General features: G+C 38.7%; 22 protein-coding genes. 4 read left to right on the top strand and 18 right to left on the bottom strand.

The annotated features are described in order from the left end of the window. Nucleotides 1–112 precede the first annotated feature (112 nt). The 6 genes from asd to F0161_RS00350 form a co-directional block, all read right to left on the bottom strand. Nucleotides 113–1204 carry an aspartate-semialdehyde dehydrogenase gene (gene asd / locus F0161_RS00375; RefSeq protein WP_150203044.1) on the bottom strand — a complete coding sequence of 364 codons (1092 nt, stop codon included), beginning with the start codon at nt 1202–1204 and terminating at the stop codon, nt 113–115. Between the two features lie 165 nt (nt 1205–1369). Beyond that, the gene (locus F0161_RS00370) at nt 1370–1621 is read right to left on the bottom strand and encodes a kinase to dihydroxyacetone kinase (RefSeq protein ID WP_150203041.1); all 252 of its coding nucleotides are present in this window, start codon (nt 1619–1621) and stop codon (nt 1370–1372) included. 99 nt (nt 1622–1720) lie between these two features. Beyond that, the gene (locus F0161_RS00365) at nt 1721–4462 is read right to left on the bottom strand and encodes a cation-translocating P-type ATPase (RefSeq protein ID WP_150203039.1); all 2742 of its coding nucleotides are present in this window, start codon (nt 4460–4462) and stop codon (nt 1721–1723) included. A gap of 21 nt (nt 4463–4483) precedes the next feature. Then, the gene (locus F0161_RS00360; RefSeq protein ID WP_150203037.1) at nt 4484–5158 is read right to left on the bottom strand and encodes a TetR/AcrR family transcriptional regulator; all 675 of its coding nucleotides are present in this window, start codon (nt 5156–5158) and stop codon (nt 4484–4486) included. 91 nt (nt 5159–5249) lie between these two features. Next, on the bottom strand, nt 5250–6347 hold the full coding sequence (locus F0161_RS00355) for an ABC transporter permease (protein WP_150203035.1): 1098 nt from the start codon (nt 6345–6347) through the stop codon (nt 5250–5252). After that, complete coding sequence (locus F0161_RS00350) at nt 6347–7066, bottom strand: ABC transporter ATP-binding protein (RefSeq protein WP_150203034.1); 720 nt, start codon at nt 7064–7066, stop codon at nt 6347–6349. Before F0161_RS00350 ends, F0161_RS00355 begins: the two co-directional genes overlap by 1 nt. Before the next feature lie 426 nt (nt 7067–7492). On the opposite strand from F0161_RS00350, the gene F0161_RS00345 reads away from it, so the two are divergent. From F0161_RS00345 to F0161_RS00335, 3 genes are read left to right on the top strand one after another with little or no spacing between them, the layout of a single operon-like run. After that, entirely contained in the window at nt 7493–8008 is a 516-nt protein-coding gene (locus F0161_RS00345; RefSeq protein ID WP_150203032.1) for a TetR/AcrR family transcriptional regulator, read from the top strand. A gap of 14 nt (nt 8009–8022) precedes the next feature. Then, nucleotides 8023–9078 (top strand): ABC transporter permease, encoded by a 1056-nt coding sequence (locus F0161_RS00340; RefSeq protein WP_150203030.1) that lies wholly within the window; start codon nt 8023–8025, stop codon nt 9076–9078. 5 nt (nt 9079–9083) lie between these two features. Continuing rightward, complete coding sequence (locus F0161_RS00335) at nt 9084–9773, top strand: ABC transporter ATP-binding protein (protein WP_150203027.1); 690 nt, start codon at nt 9084–9086, stop codon at nt 9771–9773. Between the two features lie 284 nt (nt 9774–10057). On the opposite strand, the gene F0161_RS00330 is transcribed toward F0161_RS00335, so the two are convergent. The 5 genes from F0161_RS00330 to F0161_RS00310 form a co-directional block, all read right to left on the bottom strand. Further along, entirely contained in the window at nt 10058–10447 is a 390-nt protein-coding gene (locus F0161_RS00330) for an HIRAN domain-containing protein (protein ID WP_390904554.1), read from the bottom strand. 23 nt (nt 10448–10470) lie between these two features. Beyond that, entirely contained in the window at nt 10471–11094 is a 624-nt protein-coding gene (locus F0161_RS00325) for a hypothetical protein (protein ID WP_150203025.1), read from the bottom strand. A gap of 67 nt (nt 11095–11161) precedes the next feature. Then, a complete protein-coding gene (locus F0161_RS00320) occupies nt 11162–11599 on the bottom strand; it encodes an SRPBCC family protein (RefSeq protein WP_150203023.1) in 438 nt (145 codons plus the stop codon). Between the two features lie 2 nt (nt 11600–11601). Beyond that, nucleotides 11602–12069, bottom strand: a complete 468-nt coding sequence (locus tag F0161_RS00315; RefSeq protein WP_137601298.1) for an Rrf2 family transcriptional regulator — start codon at nt 12067–12069, stop codon at nt 11602–11604. Nucleotides 12070–12080: 11 nt separating this feature from the next. Then, nucleotides 12081–12650 (bottom strand): NAD-dependent epimerase/dehydratase family protein, encoded by a 570-nt coding sequence (locus tag F0161_RS00310; protein ID WP_225423152.1) that lies wholly within the window; start codon nt 12648–12650, stop codon nt 12081–12083. A 199-nt stretch (nt 12651–12849) separates the two neighbouring features. Here F0161_RS00310 and F0161_RS00305 point away from each other — a divergent pair, with 199 nt between their 5' ends. Continuing rightward, complete coding sequence (locus F0161_RS00305) at nt 12850–13611, top strand: SDR family oxidoreductase (RefSeq protein ID WP_150203019.1); 762 nt, start codon at nt 12850–12852, stop codon at nt 13609–13611. Here the strand turns inward: F0161_RS00305 and F0161_RS00300 are convergent, their stop codons facing one another. The 7 genes from F0161_RS00300 to F0161_RS00270 form a co-directional block, all read right to left on the bottom strand. Next, nucleotides 13612–13839 (bottom strand): hypothetical protein, encoded by a 228-nt coding sequence (locus tag F0161_RS00300; RefSeq protein ID WP_225423151.1) that lies wholly within the window; start codon nt 13837–13839, stop codon nt 13612–13614. Between the two features lie 24 nt (nt 13840–13863). Then, nucleotides 13864–14199 carry a TetR/AcrR family transcriptional regulator gene (locus F0161_RS00295; RefSeq protein WP_150203015.1) on the bottom strand — a complete coding sequence of 112 codons (336 nt, stop codon included), beginning with the start codon at nt 14197–14199 and terminating at the stop codon, nt 13864–13866. A gap of 24 nt (nt 14200–14223) precedes the next feature. Next, entirely contained in the window at nt 14224–14520 is a 297-nt protein-coding gene (locus F0161_RS00290; protein WP_190318879.1) for a MerR family DNA-binding protein, read from the bottom strand. Between the two features lie 48 nt (nt 14521–14568). Continuing rightward, the gene (locus F0161_RS00285; protein WP_150203011.1) at nt 14569–15186 is read right to left on the bottom strand and encodes a CadD family cadmium resistance transporter; all 618 of its coding nucleotides are present in this window, start codon (nt 15184–15186) and stop codon (nt 14569–14571) included. Further along, nucleotides 15183–15557 (bottom strand): ArsR/SmtB family transcription factor, encoded by a 375-nt coding sequence (locus F0161_RS00280; protein ID WP_150203009.1) that lies wholly within the window; start codon nt 15555–15557, stop codon nt 15183–15185. The genes F0161_RS00285 and F0161_RS00280 overlap by 4 nt, the downstream gene beginning before the upstream one ends. 237 nt (nt 15558–15794) lie before the next feature. Next, nucleotides 15795–17891 carry an ABC transporter ATP-binding protein gene (locus F0161_RS00275; protein WP_150203007.1) on the bottom strand — a complete coding sequence of 699 codons (2097 nt, stop codon included), beginning with the start codon at nt 17889–17891 and terminating at the stop codon, nt 15795–15797. Nucleotides 17892–17896: 5 nt separating this feature from the next. Next, a complete protein-coding gene (locus F0161_RS00270) occupies nt 17897–19633 on the bottom strand; it encodes an ABC transporter ATP-binding protein (RefSeq protein WP_150203005.1) in 1737 nt (578 codons plus the stop codon). Nucleotides 19634–19930 lie beyond the last annotated feature (297 nt).

Raw genomic sequence — 19930 nt, 5'->3', positions numbered from 1 at the left:
ATCTCTGGCATAGTATGGTTAATATTTGGTTTACGCTTGTCATTTTTAGTGCAAAAAAGAGCTAATCTTGACGATCAGCTCTAATTTAATGGTTATTAAAATATATTTTGAATTACTTTGCTTCAATATATCCTTGTGAGGTTAATAGTTCTGCACATAAGACTGCACCACCAGCGGCCCCACGTAATGTATTGTGTGATAAGCCAACAAATTTCCAATCGAAAATCTTATCAGTCCGCAAACGACCAACTGAAACACCCATTCCATGTTCGAAATTAATATCATAACGAACTTGAGGACGGAAATCATCTGTCATATATTGAATGAATTGTTTTGGTGCGCTTGGTAACCCAAGTTCTTGTGGCACACCACTATAGCTTTCTAGTGCCTCAATCAAATCTTCTTTCGAAGGATTTTGTTTGAAATTGACGAATGCAGCAGCCGTATGACCATAAAGTACAGGCACACGTAATGTCTGACTAGTAATCACTGTTGATTCTGCAGGCACAATTTCTTTCTTATCATCATCAACATGACCCCAGATTTTCAGTGGTTCCATTTCAGATTTTTCTTCTTCTCCAGGAATATAAGGAATCACGTTGCCCATGATTTCAGGTGCATCCTCTAATGTTTTACCCGCCCCAGAAATGGCTTGATAAGTTGTAGCTACAACCTGTGTAGGTTCAAACTTTTGCCAGGCAGTGAGCGCTGGAGTGTAACTTTGAATCGAACAATTAGGTTTAACCGCAATAAAGCCTCGCTTGGTGCCCAAGCGTTCACGTTGATATTTAATGACTTCAGCATGTTCTGGATTGATTTCAGGAATAATCATTGGCACATCTGGTGTCCAACGATGGGCGCTATTATTCGAGACTACTGGAGTTTCTGTCTTCGCATATTCTTCTTCAATTTTGCGGATTTCATCTTTAGACATATCCACCGCTGAAAAGACAAAATCAACCTGTGATGTAACAGCTTCAATATCTGCCGCATCTAACAAAACTAAATTTTTGACGTTTTCAGGAATTGGTTCATCTAACTTCCAACGACCAGAAACTGCCTCTTCATATGTTTTGCCTGCACTATGTGGGCTCGCTGCTACTACCGCAACCTCAAACCATGGATGATCTGCTAAAAGTGTGACGAAACGTTGACCAACCATCCCCGTTGCACCAATCACACCAACTTTTAATTTCGTGTCCATATGAAAACCTCTCTCTTTTACAATTTTGTTAATTGTATATGCAATTGTTTTCTAAGTCAAGCTTTGAGACCACTTAACTTTAACCAATTTTTAATTGCACTTTAATTTGTTTGTACATGCCTGTCAAACTAATGTTTCACATGAAACACTTTTATTTATCTGCGCTTATCCTTTTAGGCCCTTGGATTGTCGCACCATATCTTCAACAACAATATCAAAAATCTCACCTAACGTTGCGCAATATTCGAGAATTTGCCATGGATAATTGGTATGAAAATGAACCTTCATGAGTTCAGCATCCCCGACCAATACCAAACTATCGCCTTCAAACTTACTTAAAATGGCATCATGTAATTGATCCTCATCTAACTTGCTTCCTTCAATCAACAATTGTGTATCATATCTAAATTCAATCATTATTTTTCCTCCCAAGATTAATGAGTATTATTTCACTTCATTAAAATAACGCAAATCGATTTAAAAACAAACCAATTTGCGTTATGAAATTATTGATGTTTAGCGCTTCCCATATGCAATTCTTTTTCGTAAATTTTCAATTAACACAATTGGGATAGGTAACACAATTAAGTAGAGCCATGCTTGCCACTGCAAGGTAGTGGTGCCAAACACTTCACGGAGAGGGGCTACATACATCAACATTAATAAAATGAGAATCTCCACTAAAATACCAAAATTAATTTTATGGTTACTGAAGACGCCTAATTTGAAAACTGAGGCTTTTTGGCTGCGACTATTCATCACACTCGCTATTTGACTGAAGATGATTGCTGCTAACGTCATCGTTGTGGCTTCAGCATAAACTGGCCCAGCTGCGGCCAAACTAACATCTGGCCAACCATGTAAATGATTAATCCAGAAGTATCCGCCAATTGAGACTGCCGCACCAATCATTCCGTACCAACCAAAGGCACGCCATAATACATTTTTGCTCATCAGATGATCTTTTGGATTACGCGGTGCTTTGTTCATAATCCCGGGCTCTGGCTTTTCAGAACCTAATCCTAGCGCAGGTAACATATCTGTACCAATATCGATGGTCAAAATCTGCATCACAGTTAATGGTAATGGAATTAGACCTCGACTCAGCAAAAATAGCACTGATGGCATTGCCTCGCCGACGTTACTTGTCAGGATGTATAACAAGAACTTTTGAATATTGCTATAGACGGCACGGCCTTCTTCAATAGCGGAAACAATCGAGACAAAATTATCATCAGTCAAAATCATATCAGCGGCATCTTTCGCCACATCAGTCCCTGTGACTCCCATTGCCACTCCGATATCCGCCTTTTTAAGTGCTGGGGCGTCATTAACTCCATCACCGGTAGAAGCAACCACTTCACCCATAGTTTGCAAGGTAGAGACAATCCGAAATTTGTGTTCCGGCGCTACCCGCGCAAAAATTACCTCTTGTTTAACGGCAACCTTCAACTCTTCATTGCTCATGGCATCTAGTTCATCACCAGTAATAACTCGAACCCCATCACCAACAATTCCAATTGTTTGTCCGATGCTTTTGGCAGTTAACGCACTGTCTCCAGTCACCATGATGATTCGAATTTGAGCAGTTTTACATTTTTTAATTGCATCAAACACTTCAGGACGCGGTGGATCCATCATTACCGCTTGTCCCACATAAATCAATTTAGCTTCAGCTTGGTCCATCTGCAAATTATCAATATCTTCGGTCACTTCACGATAAGCCATAGCTAAACTGCGCAAACCTTGCGCAGCATACTTTTTCTCAGCATCCTTGGCGGTCACTCTGTCACTATCTTGAATAGGACGTATCGTATCGCCATCCAAAACAAAATCACATTGTCCAATGACTTCATCGAGGCCACCTTTAGTAAAGATTTCTTTTTTAGAATCAATTTGGTTAATCGTCGACATTCTCTTGCGGCTAGAATCAAACGTATATTCCTTCAAGCGCCGATATTGGTGACTCAATTCATCCGCACTAATGCCTGCTTTTTTAGCTACAACAATCAGTGCTGCTTCGGTAGGGGTACCCAAAATTTTTCCAACAGATTTGTCGTCGGTCTGTACTCGAGTATCGTTATCTAAAGCTGCGATTTGAAGAAGTTTATCCAACTGCGGCTGGGCTGTTAACTCAACATCTGCACCATTAAATTTAACTTTCCCATTATTGACGTATCCACGACCCGTCACTTCAAATTCCCGGTTAGGCAAAATGATATTGGTCACGGTCATTTGATTTTGAGTTAACGTCCCCGTTTTATCTGAACAAATAACGGTCGTTTCACCTAGGGTTTCCACACTGTTCAAGTTTTTAACTAATGCATGACGTTTCGCCATTCGTTGTACACCTTGAGCTAACGACAACGTCACCGTTGGTAATAATCCTTCTGGGATAAAGGCCACAATCATCCCTAAGGCAAAAATAAATGATTTCGCCACTGGATAGTGCACAATGGTCACGGCTAAAATGAAAAACAAAATCCCAATCGCAATCGCAATCATGGATAATTGCTTAGTCAGCCGATCTAGTTCTTGTTGTAAAGGGGTAACTTCTTCTTTCGAATTTTCCGTCAGTTCAGCAATTTGTCCAAATTCAGTTTGCATTCCTGTTCGAAAGGCGACTGCTGTGGCGGTTCCAGCTCCAACGGTTGTGCCCGCGTAAATCAAATTACTTTCAGAATACTTACCTTCTCCCGGGATGAATGTTACTTGTTTATCTTCAGGGACCGTTTCTCCTGTTAATGAAGATTGATCAACTTCCAATGACGTGGCAGTTATTAACCGAGCGTCGGCTGATACACTGTCACCGGCTTGTAAATTAAAGACATCCCCCGGAACTAAATCGCGAGCTTCTAGTTTAATCAATTTGTCATCGCGATAAACGTGGACATAAGTCGGTAACATTTTTTTCAGCGCAGAAGTGGCTCGTTGTGCAGACCGTTCCTGCCAAAAACTAAAGCCACCATTAATAATATTAACTGCCCAAATCGCAAGACCCAGCTCGGTCATCCCCGCTAAAATAGCGATAATACCACCAACCCACAATAAAATTGCCATCAACGAAATAAAGTTTTTCATCAACATTTTAAATTGTGATTCACCGACCGCTTGTTGAATTTCATTCGGACCAGTTTGTTCCAACCTGGCCGCAGCTTCCGCTGATGAAATCCCTCGAGTCGTCGTATTTAAATCATCAATTAATGCATTGATGGTGTCTTGCGACGCTGATTTTAAATCAATTTTATGTTTAAACATACCGACCGCCTACCTTACTCACTAATATTTGGGACTAATCGCTCGAAGAATTTGTTGTTCAATTTGTGACAAATCCCTGGGTTCATTGGCTTGCATTTGAGCCATCAAAACTTCTGTTTGGAAGAAATAAGCAAATAACTGACCGACAATGGTACGGCCAATGTCGAGTAATGCTAAATCAGCATAAATTTCACCCCGCTGCTGGAATTCTGTTATTTGTTGACCTAAGGTGGCAGCAATCCCTTTTTCTGCTTTTTGGTCATCGTCAGTCCCGATAATGACATTCGCAACTTTAGAAATTAACTCTTTGTCAGTTAGGAGCTCTGTCAATAATATCTTCACAATTTCAGCATTTTGACTGATAAATTCAAATCGATCATAAACAATGAAATGAATAATCTTTTGAACATCCGTTTGATGTTGTAAATTGCCGAAAAATTCATCTCGATAGACCGGAAAAAGTTGTTCTACGATTGGTGACACGATTGCAATCAGTAAATCCTTTTTGGTTTTAAAATACTTGAAAATTGTAGCCTGACTGACCCCCGCCGCATTGGCAATTTGAGAAGTTGAGGTGCCATCAAACCCATTTTCAGCAAACAATTCGATTCCCGTTAACAACACCTTACGCCGACCTTTTGGCATTTCCTGTTTGGCCAGCATTTCTTGATAATTTACATAAATTTCAGCAGTCATTTTTTCACCTTTTATCTGTACCTTAATTTTAATCGTTTACTCTCCAAGTTACCAATCAGAACTAAAATATTTTATTATTTTTCAATGTACGTTAGGCCTTACGGTATCGTTTCATACCCACAATATTCAGTGTAGTGAGCACGATAATAAAAATCAATAAGACTCCAATATCTAACCCTAAATTAAAGATTGAATTACCATGCAAAATAATCTGCGATTGAGCATCTCCTGCATATTTAATTGGCAAAATATATACGATTGATTGCACCCATGTCGCCATTGAATCTAACGGGATAATCCCTGAGAAAAAGACTTGCGGCATGACAATGATTGGAATAAATTGCATCATTTGGAATTCTGAACGGGCAAACGTTGACATTAAAATCCCAAACGCTAACGCGACAAAGGCCAAAATAATATTGACAAACATCACACTGAAAATATTACCCACTACTTCAATATCCAATAACCAAACTGCCACCACCACAATAATGGCGGTCTGTATGATTGCCAAAATACCATAACTCAGCATATAACCAAACACAATTTCTGAACGTTTGACTGGTGTGGCAAGCAATCGATCTAGCGTGCCCGTTGAACGTTCCTTAAGTAACGCCATTCCGGAAATTAAGAAAACAAAGAAAAAGACAAAGAATCCAATTAACAGCGGAATAATTTTAGCAAAAAAGCCAGTATCTGCATCACCGTAATTATAATGATTGTGCACCTGCATGGTTGCACCGTTGGCAGTTTGAACCCTGGCCCCACTTTGTTGTGCCAATAAAGCAATTGTCGATTTCATTTGAGTAATGCTGTTGGTTGTCACAGCATTTTTAAAGGCCATTTTAGTCGCCGTTGTTTTGCTCGAGTCAGTATTAGCGTAAGTGATATCGTACGTTGAACCATTCTGTTTAACAATTGCGTCAACCTTTTCGTCTTTCAACGCTGCTTTAGCACTTTTCAATGAAGTATAATCTTTGGCACTGACATGTTTGGCATCATTTAATTCAGTACGAATTCCGCCATCCAAATCAACCGTCGCAATCGTTACATTGGTCGTGGAATTTGTATCAAACATTAATTTCAGCATAAATAAAATTAAAATCGGTGCTAAGAACATCAAGGCCAATGTTCGCTTATCACGTAGTAATTCTTTAATCACACGATTCATAATGGCTAGTGTACGCATTATAATTCCCCCTCTGCTTTCAAAAAGGCATCTTCAATGGATGACACTTGATATTGTTCTTTCAGTTGAGAAGGCGTATCAAATGCAATCACCTTACCACCTAATAGCAGTGCCACTTGATCAACTTGTTCTGCTTCAGACATCACATGTGTGGTAATTAAAATGGAACGCCCTTGTTCCCGGATAGCTTTCAATTCAGTCCAAACTTTGCGTCGTAAGGCTGGGTCGATTCCGACTGTTGGTTCATCCAGAACTAATAGTTCAGGTTTTCCTAATAACGCAATTGCCAATGATAACCGACGCTGCATCCCACCCGAGTACCCACTAACACGCTTTTTTATGTCATCTTGTAAATCAACGACCTGTGTGACGTGTTCAATCTCGGTCTGAACATTCGCTTTGGAAATACCCTTCATTTGGGCGAAAAATTTCAAATTTTCATAGCCGGACAACGAATCGTACAAGGCATCTGATTGAGCCATATAGCCAATTTGTCCTAATAATTGACGGTTAGGCATGGTCTTACCTAATACCTCGGCGTTACCAGCATCACTGACTTCCATCCCCAAAGCAATCTTAATAACCGTCGATTTTCCTGATCCAGAGGGACCAATCAGTCCGACAATTTGTCCAGATTCAACATTAAAATTAACATCTTTTAAAACCGTTTGTTTACCAAATTTTTTTACTAAATGCGTTAACGAAATTGCAGTATCCATGATTTCAACCCCTATCATTTTTGATAAGTGAGTAATCACTCACCTAATTTAGTTAAAATATAACGTAATTATTTTTATCCGTCAAGACATAACAAAAAACGACCAGCTAATTTAAAGTTGGTCGTTTCTTAGGAGTAGGACATAGCTGAATTTCAGCTACGGTTTTCAATACTTTGGGAGGAGTAATTGAAAAGAGGTTTATTTGGTATGTAAATACTATAACGCCCGACTATGAATTAAATATGAACTATTCCATATAAAAAATAGAAGTAATAATTAAGAAATTGAAGTGATAATCATTAGTCAAAATCACCAAAGATTATTCGAACCGTACATATTTATCAATAAATATTGACACTGTGTCACTTTATGATACACTCATTTTATTGACACCGTGTCACTTTTTCAAAAAAGGAGCTTGTATTCATGACATTACCAACTTTTGATCACCTATCTGCCGACAAAAAAACACGTATTCAAACAGCACTTTTAAGCGAGTTTAGCCAATATCCGTTGGCTGATGCACAAGTCGCTCGCATCGTTTCACAAGCAGAAATTGCCCGTGGAGCATTTTATAAATATTTTACTGACCTAACTGATGCTTACACATATCTTTTTGGAATTGCTATGCGCGATATCCATGCCGGATTACCTAGATTAGATTCAGATGGTCCTGTTGAAACCAAAGCTTATGTCGCTGCCACTCGGACCTTTTTACTAGGCGTGAAAGGCTCAAAATATAAACAATTAATTTACATGCATTTTAGTCATAACGAAAACGCTTTTGGTGTTCAAGCCAGCCGTATTATTAGTGGTACTAATGGCGCCAATCACTGGGCCGCTGAAGTTTTATCCCACCAAACACTTCGTGACGTATTGCTAGACCCTGCGCAAGCAGCTGTTCGACTCACTCAATTAGAAGATGCTCTGAATAAATTATAAAGGAAGTCCTTCATATGTATTTAGCACTCAAAGAAATTCGCAAAGAAAAACTACGATCTGGCATGATTATTGCCATGATTGTCTTGATTAGCTACTTAATTTTTATTTTAACTAGTCTTGCATTAGGTTTGGCTCGTGAAAATACTGATGCCATTGATTCTTGGGGTGTGCAAAATGTAACCCTCAACGCTAATGCGAATGTGGACATGCGTCAATCGTTGATTACTAAAAATCAAGCCGGTACTTTATCGGACAAAGAAGCCTATGTTGGTCAAGCCTCCGTTGTTGCCAAAGCCAGTAGTCATGAAAGAATTTCTAGTGTTTTTATTGGCCTTGATAGCGACCAATTTGTGGCTAAAACGATTAAATTAACTGCAGGTCACTCACCTCAAAATAATCAGCAAGTTGTGGTTGATACAGCTTTCCAAGACGCAGGCTACGAGCTAGGCGACACCTTTAAGTTAAATTCCAACAGTACTAAATACACAATCGTTGGCTTTACGAAAAATGCCAAGATGAATGTCGCACCTGTGATTTATGGCAACTTGAGCGCTTGGACAACTTTAAAAGAATTAAGCCCTGGAACGATTGCTAGCGCAGTCGTGTCTAAAGATATCCATTATCGAGCTTCCAACACTGCCCTCAAGACATACACCACATCGACTTTTATTAATAAAATGCCAGGATATTCTGCACAAAATCTAACTTTCGGCCTGATGATTGCCTTTTTAATGGGTATTTCACTGATTGTAATTGCAGTCTTCTTGTATATATTAACCATGCAAAAGCTTCCCAACTATGCGGTACTACGTGCACAAGGAATTCCAAGCAAAGTCCTCGTAGGTGCGACTGTTTCTCAATCCTTATTATTAGTCTTATCCGGTTTAATTATTAGTACCCTACTTACAATCGCAACCGCAGTCACCATGCCATCAGCAGTTCCAATGGCCTTTGATATTCCAATTTTGGTCGTCGTTGGCGTCGGGTTAATGATTATGGCTCTAATTGGAGGACTCATTCCTGTCCGTTCCGTCTTACGCGTTGATCCTATTTCAGTCATTGGAGGTTAGTCACTATGTCAGTCTTATCACTTCAACATGTTAATCAATTTTTCGGCTCCGATTCAGCTCGAGTGCAAGTATTAAATGATGTTAGCTTTGATGCCGAACCCGGAACTCTGAGTTTAATCGTGGGTCCATCCGGATCAGGCAAAAGTACTTTTTTAACCATTGCCGGTGGTCTTTTGACCCCCACGTCCGGTGAAGTCCTTTTCGACGGTACTAGTTATCACGATACTTCTAAACATAATCGCGACCGTTTACGGTTGGAATCAATTGGATTCGTCTTACAAGCTTATCACCTATTGCCCTACTTGACGGTTGCGGACCAATTTACTTTAGTAGATAAAGTAAAAAAATCCGGTAACCTTAGTCATGAAGATTTAGGCATATTATTAGAACAACTCGGTATCCAAGACTTTACCCATAAATTCCCGGCAGAATTGTCTGGTGGCCAGCAGCAACGAGTTGCTATTGCCCGGGCCCTGTATCCCAATCCCAAAATCATTTTAGCCGATGAACCAACCGCCGCACTTGATACTGAACGCGTGAAAATTGTCGGTGCCTTATTTCGACAACTAGCTCATGAACGTAATAAGGCAATCGTGGTGGTGACTCATGATGTACGATTAGACGAATTTGCAGATCAAATTTATGAAATTCGTGATGGTATCCTAACTAAAAATTCCACAGGCACCTTTGCCTAGTGTCTTGTTAACAAACAAAAACGACCAACAATTAAGTTGGCCGTTTTTTTAGGAGTAGGATGTAACTGATTAGACCAGCTACTTTTTTCATTACTTTGGGAGGAGTAAATGCCATGACACTTGCCGAGTTTCGGCGTAGTGGAATGGGCATCGTAACAAAGTTACGTGAAAAGAGGTTTATATATTTGGTATGTGGTAACTATAACTGATGTTTGTGAAAAATGCATGAACAAAGTCTTACAAAACTTTGAATCAAACATTACAGTTGTTTAAGAAACGTCACGTTATTTCAGGCCGGGACGATTGTCTTTGATTTTCACAACAACGCGAAATTGCCGTTCTGGATGTGTTTCAGTGTTGACCAGTTGAATTTGTGCCTCAAAAATATCACCGTGTCCGTAATACAAGAAAGTACTCATTTGTGAATTCCGGTCCTTAGGGACATAGCCTAATTTTTTATCGTGGTACATGACTTTAATGGCTTCCGGATCATATGGATTATCCGGCTCACCCACTAAATCCACACGAGTTCCAAGATGCAGTTCATTAATCACTTCAAGGCCATCGTAGTAAGTAAAACCGGCAATGTGAAAGTCCATTAAATGACGACTGGGCTCCCATTTTTCATCCCACATTTCTTCATCAAGCAATTGGTGAGTTTCATTTGAATCCATTAAAATCACGCTCCTAATTATTTTTAGCGGTCTGAATAGTACTTAGTATATTCATCATCATCGTTATCTTCAGCGTCTGTGTGATTCCAATTATCATAATCAGTTCCATCAATCGACTTTCCTGCCAGATCAAAATCCTTATCATCTTCATCTCCAGGATAATCTTCATGTTCAATTTCACGTCGTTGAATTTCGATATCGTCTTCCAAAGCATCGAATTCGTTCGGATCTTGTAACAATTCAGGATCAATTTCATCATGTTTCATTAAGGCATTGAAGGCCATCACGGCCTGATCATAAGTCCAATCACTGGTATTTAATCCTTGTTGATCTAAATCTGCCATGGCCTCATCTAAAAATTCATCAGTTTCTTCATCATTCAAATTATGATAATCCGTGGTGAGAAAAATTGCTGGCAATACAATTCCCACTGGCCCAGAAATCGGTGTAGCTGCTGGAGGCGTCAGTGGTGTGATGGCCGGTTTTGGTTCATTGTTAGCTGAATCCCTAGAAAATTTATTTTCTCCATGAAAAATTTGTTTCCAAGAGCGATAGTTCTTTTGCCCACGAAATCTTTTATCACGATAGGCCTGAACAAAAAATGCCACTCCACAAATAAATACGATGATTTTTAAAATAGTATTCACAACTATCACCTCAGCGTAATTGTACCGCTTACATCAACCTAAAGATAGAAAAAAAGAAGATGATTACTCATCCTCTTTCTAATACCTTCTTACCAGCAGTTAAAATACTCCCGTACAAGCCTGAAGCTAATTTGCCAGCAGCTTGCGTAAGAATTGGTCCTATTATTGGTACCAGTACATCGATATCAATAGTCCAAGTGACCATTGTTCCACGTGAAACTTTCTCGAATTTCATTTCAGTAAAGTCTTGTTTCACTGGTGGAAATGATTTCAACACCCGGTACTGAATTATTTCATTAGGCACAAACTCAGTAATTTCTTCTTGATACCATCCAGCTAACATAAAAATATTGCGCACTGCCCCTACTGTATAGTTGTTGCTATCACGCCATTTTGAGCTGAACACCCATGGTGCTCTGGAAAAGTTATTGGAGTGAGCCATCCAATCAAAAGTACTTTCCACCGAGGCACCAATCACCTGTTTAATTACAATTCGTTTTGTCATTATTATTCACCAAACTGCTTTTCCCAATCAATCGCGCCATCTGAAATAGCATATGCTTCCAATAAATCCGACATCGGAATTTGATTTAACTCCGTCAAAAAAGCCTGATCTGCATTCTGCAATGCTTCAAAAATTTTATCTTCGCCTTCTTTGACATGCTCGACGTTGTCAAAAAGGCGATTACCAATGTGGTTAAACTTAATTTCAGCGTGATTATCTTGAACCGCGCGATAAACATCCCCGAATGAAATTTGATTAATGGGGCGATTCAAAACAAATCCACCTTCTTTTGAGGCCACTGAATTAATCACATCTGCGACCACTAACTTACGCAAAATCTTCTTTAAGTAAGAATCTGAGACTTGTAACGTCTTGGCTAATAAAGAACTTTTTAACGGTTTGTGGCCTTTTTGCAGGGCCAAAATGACCACCACGTAGACTCCTTGTTCCGTACTTTGATTTAATTTCACAGTATTGACCTCTAATATTTGAAAAGCTGTATCGCCAAATCAGAAACGACCTCATTGACATCAACAGGTTTCATATTTTTTGCAAACAACCCAAAGAATTTCAACAGCGGAACCATTTTGGTCATAGAGTCCTGTCGTCCATTTCCATAAACTAACGTTGGTTCCACATAGGCTAAAGGTATCGAGCTAGTTTTTAACAATTGAATTGCTTCTGCTTTGATATTAACAAATGATTTAGCTCCTAACACTCCACCAATCATTCCCATTGCTTTAACCTGTTTTTCTTCGGCTAACCGTTTCATTAACTCAACGGGTTGCATATTGATGGCCCGTAATTGAGTCGCGTCCTTTTCTGGCCGACCGATGAAATCAACAATATAGTCAATTTGATCGGGCAAACTATTTTTGACAGCGTCATAGTCATTCAAGTCGACAGCAATGTTTTCAATTTGTGGCTTACTTAAACTATTTTTACCTGATCTTGACAATACTAAAACGTCAATTTCTAGATTCATGCCAACAATTTTTTCCGTGAAGTTTCTGCCCAAGTATCCATTGCCACCTAATAGTACGATATTCATAATTATAATCTCCATTCATCTACTTTTTATTATCTATGGATATTTTATTGTAGATGAATAATAAAGTCAATTAATTTGTCTTCTTTATGATTGAACCCGTTGATCTCATCTTCGACACTTTACTATCAACTGCTGATTGAAGTCGAGCGCTAACCCAATTATGCTTGTTGTGAAATAAATAACAAAGGAGTAACTAATTATGAATGAAAAAGTTGTAATCGTCACTGGTTCAATCATGGGTATTGGCTTAAGTATTGCTAAACAGTTGTCAGAAGATGGTTTCAAAGTTGCGGTAACTGGACTAACGCAAGAAAGTGCCAATGAAATTGCCCAAACGATTCCTAATTCCAAAGGCTACGAATTACATGTCGAAAACAAACAACAAGTTTTTGATGTTGTGCATCAAGTAGTTACGGACCTTGGTCGACTAGATGTCATTGTGAACAACGCTGGTATCACCAAAGAAGTCACCGTGGCCGACATGAGTGAAGCTGACTTTGATCAATTGTGGAACGTCAATGTTAAGGGCGTTTTATTTGGGATGCAAGCCGCTGCTGAGCAATTTAAGCAACAACAATCTAAGGGAAAAATTATCAATGCCGCCTCGATTGGGGCCTATTCAGTCGCTGAAAAACACGCTGGCTATTCGGCTACCAAATTTGCGGTTCGTTCATTGACTCAAGGCGCTGCAAAAGAATTTGGTGCAGATAATATTACGGTTAATGCATATTGTCCTGGATACGTGATGACCCCGATGATGGAAAATATTCTCAATCAGTATGCAAAACAAAACGGCACCACTGTCGAAGAAGAAATTGCCCGCGGTTCACAACGAATTGCTCTGCAACGTCCCGCCAGTCCACAAGATATTTCTAACCTAGTCTCATTTTTAGCTAGCGATAAAGCAGATTACGTTACTGGTCAAGCCTATGTTGTTGACGGTGGCGTGATTTACAAATAATTACAGATTTTCTTTAACCCTTTGATTCGGTGACACATGTCGTGAGACTAGTAATAGTCTCGCGATTTTTTGTGGGGTTAAACTGGGTTCTTTTTGAATCCAATACTGTAAAATATCTAGCAAACCACTCAAAATCAATTCATGTAGGATGTCTCCAGAAATATTCAAGTCATCATTGGTCGTGATAATTGTTGGTGCAATATAGTCAGACAACCGTTGTCTCATCAATGAAATAAATTTTGCATCCCCATTTTAACTCATTAACCGTTGATACGTATTGAAGTTAGCTTCAATCAGTTGGGCAAATTCTAAGTAGAATTGTTCTTCTTGCGTTTGATTGTAAGTCTGAATCCAATCAACCGGAACGCTTTTAAAGCACCCAATTAATTCGTCAATTAGTGTATTTTCAATGAAATCTATTAACGCTGGTACATCTTGAAAATGTGAATAAAAGGTTGTTCGGTTAATTTTTGCAATTCTTACAATCTCAGTAACTTTAATTGAATTAATGGGTTTGGTCTTCATCAATACAAGCGTTGTCTCAATGATTTTGTTTTGCGTATCTATATACATTTGTCGTTTTTGCATGATTTACCTCCCTCGAAATCCTTATTACTTCAACTTTTCCTGTGCTTCTAAAATCAACATTTTTTCTTCTAAATACTTGATACTTGCATCAATTGCTTCTTGTTTAGCTTGCAATTGGGTTATTTTGTCCGCCATCAGCGTTAGCCGGGTTGGAATGGTCTCAACCCCTTGATCACGAATTGTGGTATATTCCAAAATTTCGTCTAACGAAAACCCACCGTTTTTTAAACGCCGCACTAAGGCTACATGCTCCAAGTCTGCTTGATCATAAAGCCGTAAATTACGAACCCCACGTTGAAGTGAACCCCCGAGATTGGACAACAATCTCGGGGGTTCACTTCAAGCTTTAGTTTGTATTCAGTTAAATCATTAATGCGCGATTAACTTGATCAGATGTGTAATCGTGCCACTTTCCATAATTATCATAATTCCTAAACCAATATAAATAATGGCCATAATCCAGTCAGCAAACTTGTCTAGAAAAGTTTTTACAAAACTGACTTGTGATGATTTATCACCAATCCACACTAGTAAGTAGATACATATGGTGAATACAATTAGCGTGACAATTATTTGGCTCATAGTCAGTGAAACAAAGTATGGTACGAATAATCCAATATTGTCAGCACCACAAGAAGCCACAGTAATGAGTGCGACAGTTGAAATTAAATTCTTATCTTGACGATCTTCAATTTTTTGACTAACTTCACTCGCTTCATCTTCGTCACCAAAAATGTATTTCAACCCAAACATAATGGGAATAATACCTAAGAATCCCAGAATCCATTTAGCTGGGACGTAGTGCAAAACAAATGCAAAAAACACGCTAATTGCGATTAAAGTGTATGATCCTAAAAATTGGCCAATATATATTTGCCGGCGGTGCTTCGCTGAACGATATTTCGAAAACAATAGCATCAGGATTACGACCAAATCAATGGCTGTTGAGGCATAGATAATAATATCCGTGAAAATTAATTGAATCACTGTGTAACCTCGTCGGAAACGGTAATTTTACCCGTATCCTCAGCTAGGCACCACGCACGTTCAAGTAAGATTAACGTACAATCATCAACAATTTGATATTTAATGAAATTTCCATCACGATTTGGCTTAATAATATTTTGGCTAACTAACGTTTGTAGTTGGTTTGATACTGCTTGAACTTTCATATGCAACAAAGTCGCAATATCACCTACTGATAAGTTTGGTTCTCTGACCAACGCGTGCAAAATTTTTAATCTCGTATCATTGGATAGTACTTTAAACAGTGATACCACTTCTAAGGCTTGGTTTTCATTGATTAAATCACGTTCGGCCAAGCTTGGCTTCTCTGGACAACAATCTTCGTATGTCATTTTTAAAATTTCCTTTCGTCTTTATCTATTACACTATAACATGTAATAGTTTGATAGTCGACTACTTTTGGAAAATCGTAATGCAAATAATTACCCAGGAAATTTATGTGTGGTTGTTTGATACGCGCTTAACTAATTAATTCCTTCGATTAACTAAAAATACCGTCTATTCAAAAATAGAATAAACGGTATTTTTTCGTTAATGCTTTAGAATTGAACAATTAGTTTCGCACTCTTTTATTCAAATACAAACTGATTATGATACAGTTCAGAATAAAATCCACCGGCAGCGACAAGTTCATGATGATTACCCTCTTCAATCACTTGGCCATCTTTTAGGACAACAATCTTATCTGCATTTAAAATTGTTTTAAGTCGATGAGCAATCACAAAGGAAGTTCTTCCTTCAATGGCTGCATCCATTGCCCATTGGATTTGTTGTTCCGTCACAGTATCGACATTTGATGTTGCTTCATCCAAAATTACAATTTCAGGATCACTTAGAATCGTTCGAGCAATCGAAACTTGTTGTTTTTGACCCACGGAAAAAGCAGACTCGCTATCATCAATTTGAGTTTGGTATTGGTCTGGCAATGACATGATGAAATCATGAATATGTGTCATTTTAGCAACTTCCATCATTTCTTCATCAGTGGCATCAGGTTTACCGAACTTAATATTGTCAGCAATCGTACCAGTAAATAGAACAGATTCTTGTAATACGATTCCGACCTTAGATCTTAAGCTATCAAGATCAAACTCGCGAATATCAGTTCCGTCGTACTTAATAACGCCACTACCAACATCATAGAAACGATTCATCAGATTCATGACTGTCGTTTTACCAGAACCGGTTGGCCCGACTAAGGCCACCATTTGGCCTTTTTCAACATCAATATTGACATCTTTTAAAATTGGTTTGCCAGGATCATAGCCAAAGTCAACATGTTCAATCTGAATACCGGTCGACATTTCTCCAAATTGCTTCCCATTAACGGGACGAACTTCTTCTTTTTCATCAAAGAGAACATTCAATCGAGTTGCTCCGGTCACCGCCAATTGTAATTGGCCGAATGATGAAGAAATTTGCATGATTGGATTGTAATATTGTTGCGCATATTGGATAAAGGTTACCACAAGACCAAGTGCAGCAGCCGTTGATAACGAACTATCCTGTAAGGCAATTTTGGTACCCATAAAAATCACTAATGCGGTCGTTAATAATGAAAAGCCATTCATTAATGGGAAAATCATCCCCGACCAAGTTTGTGCTGCGAAAGTTGATTTTTGAACTTTTTCATTTTGCTTTACAAAGCCATCAATCGCTTCTTGTTGTTGGCCTTCAACAATAATCGTTTTTTGACCCGAAATTTTCTCATCCATATAAGCATTCAATTCACCAACTTCTTGTTGTTGGCGATCAGTATACTTCTTGGCTTGAATGATAATAATCACGGCAGCTAAAACAGCTACTGGGGTCGTCGAGACAGTCACCCAGGCCATACTTACATTCTCATGGAAAATCATGAAGACAATCCCGATGAATAAAGCAAAATTAGACGCCACGTTCACGGCTGCTTGATTCAAAGTATTTTGAATGTTATCTAAGTCAGAGGTGAAACGAGCTAAGATATCTCCATCGGCATGAGAATCAAAATACGCAATCGTTAAACGTTCGATTTTAGCGAAGAGGCCCTTACGCATCCGATTTGTGGAATGTGCGATAATCCGCGTGAACAAGATGGTGTAAAGTAACTGTGCTACCCCAGTCATTACATAAAACGCGAGTAGTTTCCACATCGCCCCAAAGAAATCATTTTTATTGGGCGCGACAGATACGGCTGCTTGATGCAAACTATGAATCGACGTCCCAGACGGAAGGCTTGAAATAATGCTTTGAGCCACATTACCATCTGTTAAAGATTTCCAATTTGTTGGCATGGCTGCCATTTGTTGAAGGCTGTGAATGCTAGTTCCTTGAGGTAAGCTTGATAACACAGCTTGTGGAACATTGGCATCAGTCAATGACTTCCAACTAATGGTGTGCCCAGCGGAGGCGGACATTTGTTGGGCTATTTGCTGTAAAGTATCCTGAGATGTTGCTGCCCCGGCAGCAATTTTTTTCAAAGCTTTAATCGCCTCACCAGAGTGTTGGTGACTAAAAAAGTCAGTCACGTAAGTACTTAAATTAGTAATCGCATCCCCTAAAATTACAGGAGATTTAACTTGTAAATAAGTTGCCACAATAATAAAGATTGCAATTAAGAAGAACGAGAATTTATATTTTTTTAAATACAAGTAAAAGAACTTAATTGCTCGTAATGTATCATTCATATTTTCTAGTCCTCCTGTGCTTTTTGAGTATCGTAAATTTGTTGGTAAACGTCAGAGCTCTCCACAAGTTCATGATGAGTCCCTTGAGCAACTAATTTACCTTCATCCAGAACTAAAATCTTGTCAGCATGTACGACAGATGAAATCTTCTGCGCAATAATCACTGTGGTAGTGTCTTTTAATTCTTGGTTGAATGCATCTTGAACCAACTTTTCTGAACGTGCATCAAGTGCGGAAGTTGAATCATCTAAAATCAAAATATTAGGATTCTTGATGACTCCTCGAGTAATCGATAAACGTTGCTTTTGACCACCAGAAAAATTATTTCCACGCTCTTCCACTTCTGCATTATAGCGATTTGGGAGACGGTCAATAAATTCGGCTGCCTGGGCAATTTTAGCAGCTCGATTTAAATCGTCTTCGCTTGCATTTGACTTGCCTTGCTTTAAATTATCAGCAATAGTCCCTGAAAAGAGAATCGCTTTTTGTAAGACAATTGAAATTGATTTTTTTAAAGTATTTTGGGACACGTGTTTAATATCTTTACCACCGACACTAACTGTTCCTTCATTTGGATCAAATAGTCGCGGAATTAATTGTGCAAGCGTCGATTTACCAGAACCGGTGGCCCCGACAATCCCGACCATTTCGCCGTTCTTAACTTCAAAACTAATATTTTTAAGTGTCATATCTTCATCATTAGGATATGCAAATGACACGTTATCAAATTTAATTGAACCATCTAAGTCTTCATCTGGCACATCGTCATAAGTCATCGAAGGTTCCGTTGCCAATACTTCTTGAATCCGGTGTGCAGACACAAACCCACGAGAAGCAAACATTGACATCATCCCACCCATGGTAATCGCAAACATAATTTGCATCATATATTGGATAAAGGACATGATTCCGCCTAATTGATCTGTAGCAACTGACACTGAATCCGTGATGTAAGTCGAAATAAATAAAATTGCGCCAAACACAGCTAATTGAGAAATAATTGTAAATGCCGGAACCATGGTAGAAAAAATATATCCAACCGCCAAGTTATGGCCGAATAGTTCGTCAGACTCTTTATCGAACTTACTAATTTGATTTTTTTCTTGCACGAAAGATTTAACCACGCGTGAGCCACGCAAATTATCTTTGGCAATCCCATTAATCTTATCCATTAAGGTTTGGAATGCCATGAAATGTGGACCCATGGCTTTCATTGAAAATGCGGTCACCACGACAATTAACACCACCATCACAATAATAATCCACCATAATTGTGGCATAGTTAAAATTGACAGAACAAAGGCACCAATAAACAAAATTGGGACCCGTATTAATACCTGAAAGACCATCATCAATAACATTTGAACTTGATTCAAGTCATTGGTCATTCGCACTACTAAATTAGATGCACTAAACTTTTCGACATCTTCATATGAAAAAGTCTGAATTTTTCGAAATGTATTTTCTCGAATATCCGCCGAGACAGATTGTGCAATTTTAGCTGCCGCAATTGTATTGAGCACGGAACCAATTAGTCCCATCACCGCAATTGCTAACAGTCCAAAACCATACGAACTGATTTGATCGACCTTACCATTCGTTGAAAGGCTGGTATCAACCATGACCTTCATAATGCTTTTTAAATATTGTGGTTGCCAGAGCATCGCGGCTACTTGAATAATCATCGTGACCAACGCTGCACAGACGAGTAATTTATACTTACCAATCGCCTTAAAAACCATTTAATTTTCCTCCTGAAACATAAAATCATACGCACACAAACGGTGTCCAAGTGATAAATTCCAAACTCACTTAAGACTAATCTGAGCTGTTTCTCCCAATATTTACCGTCGCATCGCATTTTTCGCAAGTCTTATTACACCATAATAACTGGCACAAGTAAACCTAAACTAGTTAAGTGGTTAATTACCATTACTAAATGGTAAAAATACGAACCCTAATTAACAAATAATCCCCAATTTGACTTAAAAAGTACTTTTTCTTGACCTACCGCCTGAATCTTGTTTATCACTAACTTG

The sequence above is a fragment of the Paucilactobacillus nenjiangensis genome (assembly GCF_008632615.1).
GTDB classification, from domain to species: Bacteria; Bacillota; Bacilli; order Lactobacillales; family Lactobacillaceae; genus Paucilactobacillus; species Paucilactobacillus nenjiangensis.
Note: the sequence above shows the minus strand (reverse complement) of the source record. Positions and strands in the feature narration are given on the sequence as shown.